Origin of the sequence: Eubacterium xylanophilum ATCC 35991, from assembly GCF_000518685.1 — a bacterium.
Taxonomy (GTDB): Bacteria; Bacillota; Clostridia; order Lachnospirales; family Lachnospiraceae; genus Eubacterium_F; species Eubacterium_F xylanophilum.
This window is the reverse complement of the sequence record NZ_JAEB01000015.1, coordinates 72,284-80,139: the sequence shown is the minus strand read 5'-3', so window position 1 is coordinate 80,139 and position 7,856 is coordinate 72,284. Positions and strand designations below refer to the sequence as shown.

Annotated in this window: 5 protein-coding genes, 1 rRNA gene and 1 riboswitch; of the genes, 2 read left to right on the top strand and 4 right to left on the bottom strand. The window is 39.6% G+C overall.

The window, feature by feature from the left end:
• From L877_RS0104605 to L877_RS0104590, 4 genes are all read right to left on the bottom strand, one after another.
• Positions 1–214: ribosomal RNA gene (locus L877_RS0104605) — 16S ribosomal RNA — on the bottom strand; the annotation flags it as partial.
• A gap of 422 nt (positions 215–636) precedes the next feature.
• Positions 637–1,086 (bottom strand): hypothetical protein, encoded by a 450-nt coding sequence (locus L877_RS0104600; RefSeq protein ID WP_026835089.1) that lies wholly within the window; start codon positions 1,084–1,086, stop codon positions 637–639.
• 5 nt (positions 1,087–1,091) lie between these two features.
• On the bottom strand, positions 1,092–1,832 hold the full coding sequence (locus tag L877_RS0104595; RefSeq protein WP_026835088.1) for an alpha/beta fold hydrolase: 741 nt from the start codon (positions 1,830–1,832) through the stop codon (positions 1,092–1,094).
• Positions 1,833–1,992: 160 nt separating this feature from the next.
• Positions 1,993–5,451, bottom strand: a complete 3,459-nt coding sequence (locus L877_RS0104590; RefSeq protein ID WP_026835087.1) for a hypothetical protein — start codon at positions 5,449–5,451, stop codon at positions 1,993–1,995.
• 86 nt (positions 5,452–5,537) lie between these two features.
• A riboswitch (cyclic di-GMP riboswitch) is annotated at positions 5,538–5,613 on the bottom strand.
• Positions 5,614–6,112: 499 nt separating this feature from the next.
• Between L877_RS0104590 and trpD the strand changes: the two genes are divergently transcribed.
• On the top strand, positions 6,113–7,135 hold the full coding sequence (trpD, locus tag L877_RS0104575) for an anthranilate phosphoribosyltransferase (RefSeq protein ID WP_026835084.1): 1,023 nt from the start codon (positions 6,113–6,115) through the stop codon (positions 7,133–7,135).
• An 8-nt stretch (positions 7,136–7,143) separates the two neighbouring features.
• Positions 7,144–7,845 carry an indole-3-glycerol-phosphate synthase gene (locus tag L877_RS0104570; protein WP_051437680.1) on the top strand — a complete coding sequence of 234 codons (702 nt, stop codon included), beginning with the start codon at positions 7,144–7,146 and terminating at the stop codon, positions 7,843–7,845.
• The last annotated feature ends 11 nt before the right edge of the window (positions 7,846–7,856 follow it).

Below are 7,856 nucleotides of genomic sequence, written 5' to 3'. Positions count from 1 at the left end.
CATGTTATGCGGTATTAGCAGTCGTTTCCAACTGTTGTCCCCCTCTATGAGGCAGGTTACCCACGCGTTACTCACCCGTCCGCCACTAAGTCATCTCAAATGAATCAATCTGTAGCAAGCTACTTCAATCTTCGGGAGAGATGCTTCGTTCGACTTGCATGTGTTAAGCACGCCGCCAGCGTTCATCCTGAGCCAGGATCAAACTCTCAAATTAAAATGTTTGATTCTGCCAAGATTTTGCTTGGCTAATCCGTTCAGTAAGCATCGTACATAGTACGAGTTGTTTACTTGGTGTTTCGTTCACGAAACGTTAAATGAATAATTCAAAAGAATTTCTGGAAACTAATCTTACCCGTTCTCACGAATGAGAACTTGTCATAAGTTTGTAGTTTCTGAAAATTCGTTAAGGCTATTCTTGCCTTTTTTATTTTGAATTTTCAGGGTTGTTTCACTGTTCAATTATCAAGGTTCTCTGCTGTGCAAAATTTATTTTGTTTGCGTCAGCGAATACTATCTTATCAAAATTATTTGGTCTTGTCAACAACTTTTTTAAAAAAAATCAAAAAAAATATTCCGCCTTTCCGAAAACCCCCTTTTTTTCGGGGGGTTTTGCAAAAAAAAGATTGCGGAATATTTTTAATCATCTTTATTGTCCCACGGACTCTCATAGCCACCGAATTTATGAGAACTCAAATCCCACGGGTTCTCATAACCACCAAAATTATTCGAATCTTTCTCCCACGGACTCTCATAATTATTATCGTGAATTGAATTATTCCATTCAACTTCTCTTCGCAACTCCCAATTATACAAATAATCATATGGATTCGAGGACCTGTGCTTTGGATCTCTGCTCATGAGATAGTAGCCAAGCTCCAACTCATCCTTTTGTAACAATTCTTCTTTTGTGTAGTTCTCCTTTTCGTCATCTCGAAGCAGCCTCGGGTTGTCCACAGGATTCCGGCTGTACATTGTTTTACCCTGTTTTCTGCTTGCCCTTGCCGATATGACTATCAACAAAACCAACATCACCATCATCCCTACTGCTGAAAAAATCACTATTATTTGAATATCTGAAAACCCCATTTGCATCACCTCCACAAATGCTCTATTTCTCTCACATATTCAGCCGCATGATTTATCGAAAACTCCCCATGATGCATTTTCGGTAAAATATTCAGCGATGCATCTTGCACCGCACCACAAATCTTTTGCGCTGATTTCTTGATTCCCAGGTTTTCTCTTTGACCAATGTATATGTTAATCTTCGCGGAACATTTCCCTATAGAAGCTTTGAGATTATAGGAAGTATTGGCCCGGAGAAAGGCAATCAAGTCTTTCCTCCTGATTCCACAAGTATCTCTATAGTAATCCTCAAACAAATCCGCTCTCATGTGCAAAGAACGGAATTGAAGCCTCGAGAACCACCTTTGCTTTATCAGGCCATAACTAATCCCAAAAGCGGGCCCAATCAGGGCGCGAGTGAGTTTTGACGGGATAACCATGGCACTTTCCACAATGGCAAAATTACATATATCATCCCTTCGCGACAGAATCTCAAGAAGCACCTGGCCGCCTAGTGATAACCCACCCATCATCAGGACTTTCCCGCCAAGGTTCTCATCTATAAATCTGATAATTTCCTCTGCATTATCTTCAATTGAAGTAAAATGTCTGTCACTTCCGGCGTGCCCATCCAGGATGGGAAGGATTACATGGTACTTATCCTGTAGCATTTCCGCTTCTTCTCTATAATTCCACCATGACAAACCTCCACCGTGAAGGAGAATGATGACATCTTTGTTTTTGTTGCCGTATTCTTGGTAATTCATATGTACTGCTCCTGTGGTTGGGGATGGGATATTAGTAAATACTACTGTTTTATTATACCACAAATCCCCATTTCTCTCAATTACTAATAAATTATTTCCCTACCAAAACTGCCCCAGAACGCCTATGCACTCTGGGGCTGTTCAACCTAAACCTCTGTGGCTATTTGGTTTTAAATTTAATTACCAGTTTGTTGTTGTTCTTGTCGGTGACAGTAATTTTGTTGAGTTTTCCTTTCTTCTTCAAGTATTTTTTGTACTTTGAGAGTTTAAAGGAAACTTTTTTCTTATTTTTCTTAATTGCTATTTTCTTGCCATTAAGCTTCACTGACTTGATAGCATAGTCGGATGTGAAGACTATTTTCTTGGACTTTTTGATCTTAGTCTTACTCTTAAGATTTGACTTTATCTTGCCCGCCTTCTTGGTAGTTTTTGAAGTCGTTGCCGCCTTTTGTTCCACAGGTACTTCCTTTACCACCTCTACGTATACTATCTTTGGTTCCTGCTTTTCTTCACTCTTATCCGCACTATCCTTATTATTATCAGCTTCGTCCGTAGACGAATCCTTGTCCTTCATAACGAGTGCGTATGTGGAGAATTTGGAGCTCTTGAATTTTCTATTTCCCAATTCATCTTCTTCAAGCTCCAGTTCCTCTATCTCATTATTATGAACTCTGAGCATCGAAAGTTTCTTACCAGGGAACATATCGATAAACATATTGAGAACAAACTCAATCTCATCGTTTAGCTCCGCAATCTTTCCAAGCTCAACACCGTCAGCATATGCATAGATAGAAATATCCATATACTGGAGCACGTCCATCTTCTTAGCTTGGCCATAATTCTTTATCATCTGTACGTCTTCCTTGTCTGCCTTTTCTTCCTTCAGACAGTTGTATTGAACCTTTGTGACTATTTTCTTTCCATCATTATATGCCTCAACCATCTTTCTCATGGTTTCATCACTGATTGCTTTGCCCTCATAATCCTGATTAACAATACTTTCCACTATTGAATTAATACTATCGTCTGCCTTGGAATTATTATATCCGACAATTCCGAAGTTCTGACCATTTTGAGTTGTATTAAACACATATGTCATCTCATATGGGAGCTCTTCGCTATACACGGTAAGTGTGATATTGTCTCCCGTGACATTATAGTTCACCACCCTTGCTTTTGGACGATCAGGATACATCAAATCACTTGTACAATCAAGAACTGTTCCAGTACTGAGGTCAATTTTATAATATGGTCCATACTCCGTGTCAAATTCAATGGCATTTTCATATGTCAGAATATTATAATAGTCCACTCTGTCCTCACCCTTAAATGCACAGAAGCCTGTGGAGTAGCCAAAGCCCTCAGGATCATATACGCCATTCGTGTTAGTCGTAAGATCAAATTCATATGTGTATTCACTAGGAAATTCATCACTAATTAATGTCATAGTGAGAATATTATCTTCAACCCTGATATCTCTTATCTCCGAATTTTCACTTGATGATCCTATGATTTCTCCTGTCATATAGTTTATTGTAAACAATGGTCCGTTCATGGTATCAAACTCTATAATATTAGACACTTCATAGACTTTATACCATTCGATTACATCGAATTCAAACTTCATCCTAACATTTCCATCTGCATCCACTCCAGAAATATCAAAATCATATAAAACATTATATGGAAGCTCATTGCTATATACATTCAAAATAATCCTATTGCCAATAACACTCAAATCATTGATAACCACTCCATCACTGCTACAGTCAATCACACGCTTTTTTCCCTCCCTAGTGTCTATCTTATAGTATGGTCCAAATGCACTGTCAAATTCCAATATTCCATCTACATAATCAAAGTACTGAACATAGTCTTCTCTATACGTATTCGAACCAGTCGTCTTGCCTTTTACTACCATCCTAGATGTATTGCGTCCATCATCTTCACTTCTGTAATGAGGTGTATTATCAACTAGTTCACTCTCACCTGGAATCACAAACTCATAATCCTGATCACTTGGAAACTCATCGCTGTAAACCGTTATAGATAGTTTCTTTCCATCTCCTGACACCTCACATTTTTTCAATCTTGCATTACTTGATGAACAACTTACAATCTTTTTATTTTTGTAATCTATGTAGTAAAGAGGGCCTCTGACGGAATCAAATTCCAAGATACCCTGCGTGTCAAATCTGTAATAATCCACAGTATCATTCTGCTCGAAACTATTCTTTTCAAGATTAAATACATACTCTGTATCGACAGGAAGTTCTATACTAAACAAAGTAATCCTCAGCACATTTCCCTCTAATTCAAAATTCTTAATCTTGCTTCCTGAACTAGAACAATCTAAAATCTTCCGATTATTTACATCGATACGATAATATGGGCCATATGATGAATCAAAACTTAGTATTCCTTCCTCGTAATTGTAATAATCAATCATATCCATCTCAGAATAACTTTTATAACTTAGATTCTGATTATATGTTTGATAGTCTCCAGGATCCCCACCATAACATTTTGCAAGCATCGTATCATTCGTCAAATCGTATAAAATACATCCATACGGCGTCGATCCTCCACATCCATCACTATGCTCTTCCTGAATCTGCCTTCCCGTCTTATCAAAGAACCTAAATAAATAATATGTTGGAGAATAATTACAAGTTACACTACCTACTACAAAGTATCCATTGTGCTCATTAATATATATTTTTCCAGTATCATCAAATACGACATTAAATGTAGTCCTATCTGCAAGAGCAAAGAATTTTCTTGATGGATCCGCATCAAATACGTATTCCTTCTCTTGGTTTTTTATTCTAACTTTTCCATTGTCAAGATATTCAATCCTATAACAAGTTGATGTGACTTCTTCACTCTCAATTATTCCATACTTGTCATTTACCGGTGTCTCTGTAGGCTCTGGAGTTGGAGTTGGATCCGGGGTTTTTGTTGGTTTTGCCGTTGGACTTGGGGGCTCTGTAGGCTTGGCTGTTGGGGTTGGTGCTTGGGTCTCAGCTGGTTTGGTTGTAGGGGTTGGAGTTTGAGTATCAACTGGGTTGGTCGTAGGGGTTGAAGTTGGTTCTTGAGGTTCATCTATTGGATCATCATTCCCACCATGATAGCATGATTTAATCAACTCATCTTTTGACAAATTATACAGCATGCAACCATATGGTGTTCGTCCACCACAGCCATTAGTACTTTCTTGTTGTTGCAAACTTCCCCATTCATCATAAAATTCAAACAGAAATTCGTCATCTGTGAAAGTACACTTAACACTATCTATTACAAACTCACTATTATGTTCAGTAATATATACTCTCCCAGTATCATCAAATACAACATTAAAAGCCCTTGTATCCATAAGCGCATAAAATGTTCTATTCGTATCAGCTTTAAAGTAATATGATTTCTCCGAACTACTTATCTTCACTGTCTCGTTGTCAATTCTACTAAGCTTGTAACATTCTTTATTTACTGTCTCGTTTTCCACAACCGATGTTTCTATTGTCTCTTCGCTTGCCAGCTTGGCCATAGAAATATCAGACAAAACTGTAACCGACAGAAACATCATAGAAATTAACAAAGCAATAATCCTTTTTCTCATATAAATCACCTCTCAAATCAATACGTATCTCACAACGTGCCTTTCCATAAAAAAAACATCACCATATGCCTATGATAATGTCTAACTAATGCAACTGACTACCATTTTACAGGCTCTAGAGTTTTGTGTCGCCGGCTTTCACCGGTTTTACCCAATATGAAGAATTTGTATTGCTGATACAAATTCATTTTTTTTATTTTCTTACGACCAATGATGAAAAACAATTTACAATATTTTAACATTGCTATGGATAATACTTTTTTCTTTTTTTGACTTTCCATCCGTATCCCCTCTATTGCATGTAATCCTATCGGCTTTTCCCGACTAATTTTACATGCAATACGCGTTTTTCTCTATTGCATGTAATCCCGACAGCTTTCCCCGACAAATTTTACATGCAATACACGTTTTTCATCCATATCCCCCCCACCGGCCACCTTCCCGACCCTCTCTCTCCCCCTCAGGCCACCTTCCCGATTACCTTCTCCTCCCTCTCCACTTCCTTTTGCCAAATCTCCCCATTTATGGTACAATTAAATGAGTAATGTAATTCCTCGTAACTTGCTCGCAGGCTCGCAAGTTACATGCTATTTTAGTCACGCATAATTTAGGGACTCGAAGTAACACCATGAGGCACCCAGACCTGCAATAGGTATATATAATGTATAAGAATATTTTATCAAAAGTAACTAATAACCAAGCACTTACTTCAGAGGAGATTTCTGCTTTTATCAGCGCTGTTGCAAAGGACGAAGTGACGGATGTACAGATTGCCGGATTTCAGGTAGCTCTTCTCATGAAGGGAACTAATGTAGAGGAACTTGCTTCTTTTGCCAATGCCATGCGCGAAAATTGTATTCCTATTAAAGCGAATACATCTGCAGAGATGATGGATACGTGCGGAACCGGCGGTGGTTTGAGCACATTTAACATTTCAACTGCAACTGCACTAGTGGCAGCAGCAGCGGGGATTCCTATCGCAAAACACGGAAGCCGTTCGATTTCTTCTCTTTCCGGAAGTGCAGATGTCCTTGAAGCTTTGGGCGTAAATATCAATCTCTCACCGGAGAGCGCTGCTGAGCTTATCGAGAAAATCGGCATTGCATTTATCTATGCACCACTTTTTCACCCGGTTATGGGTAAGGTACTTCCACCGGAAACAGAGCTAGGTATCAAAACTATTTTCTATACCATCATCGGACCATTGATCAATCCGGCGTTTGCGCCAAGACATCTTCTCGGTGTTTACAAGGAAGAGCTTCTCGATACTGTTCCGGAAGTTGCTAGGAGAATCGGTTATACAAGAGCAATGTTCGTATATGGTTTAGATGGATTAGATGAGATCTCACTTCTCGGCAAGACAAAAATCTGCGAGTTGAAGGATGGAGAGCTCAAAACCTATGAGATTTGTCCTGAGGACTTCGGTCTCAAGAGCTGCACTCTTGACGAGATCAAGACAGGAACACCTAAGGAAAATGCCAATACAATCAAAGGAGTATTCTCCGGCGAGATCACCGGCCCTAGAAAAGATGCAATCATTCTCAATGCCGCAGGTGCTTTAGTTGTCGGCGACAAGGCTGCTAACTTCGAAGAAGGCGTTAAGCTTGCGCGCGAGATCATCGATAGCGGCAAAGCACAGAAGAAACTCGAGGAATTGGCAACACTTTCAAACCAGATGAAGTAGGTTATTTAATGAAGAATTCAAGACAGGGCTTCAAAGAGAGCCTCATATCATATAAATCAAAGAAAAATATTCCGCTAATCGTGGACTTTAAGTGCATTTCTCCCGGCGAAGGACTACTCTTCACCCGGGAGGATGCAATAGACAACGCAAAGCTCGTGGAGAGTCTCGGAGTTCCGGCTATATCTGTGGTCACGGAGCCCGAGGATTTTGGCGGATCACTGGAGATGCTCGAGGAGTTGGCTGATTCCATAGAGATTCCCATTCTTCGCAAAGACTTCATAAAGTCCAGAGAAGATATCAAGATTTCCAGGGAGTGTGGTGCAAGCTCAGTTCTTCTGATAGCCTCTTGCATGAATGCTGACGAACTGACAGAGTACTTCCACTACGCCAACGAAATCGGCATCGAACCCCTTGTGGAAACCCACGATGAAAGCGAGATGGCGCTAGCTACAGAGCTAGGGGCCACATTGGTGGGCATAAACAACAGAAATATTCTTGAACTCGAGAAAGACGGTGGTACAGTAAGTACGACCACAGGATTAGCCGGGTTAAAAAAAGAAGATATGTTTCTTATAAGCGAAAGTGGAATACTGAGCTATGAAGATGCAGTTAGCGCTGTCAACAGCGGTGCAGATGCAGTTCTTATAGGTACAGCTGTATGGCGCGCGCCTAGTCCTGCTAATTTTATTCGTCAATTTACAGATATGTAAATATCAGAAAG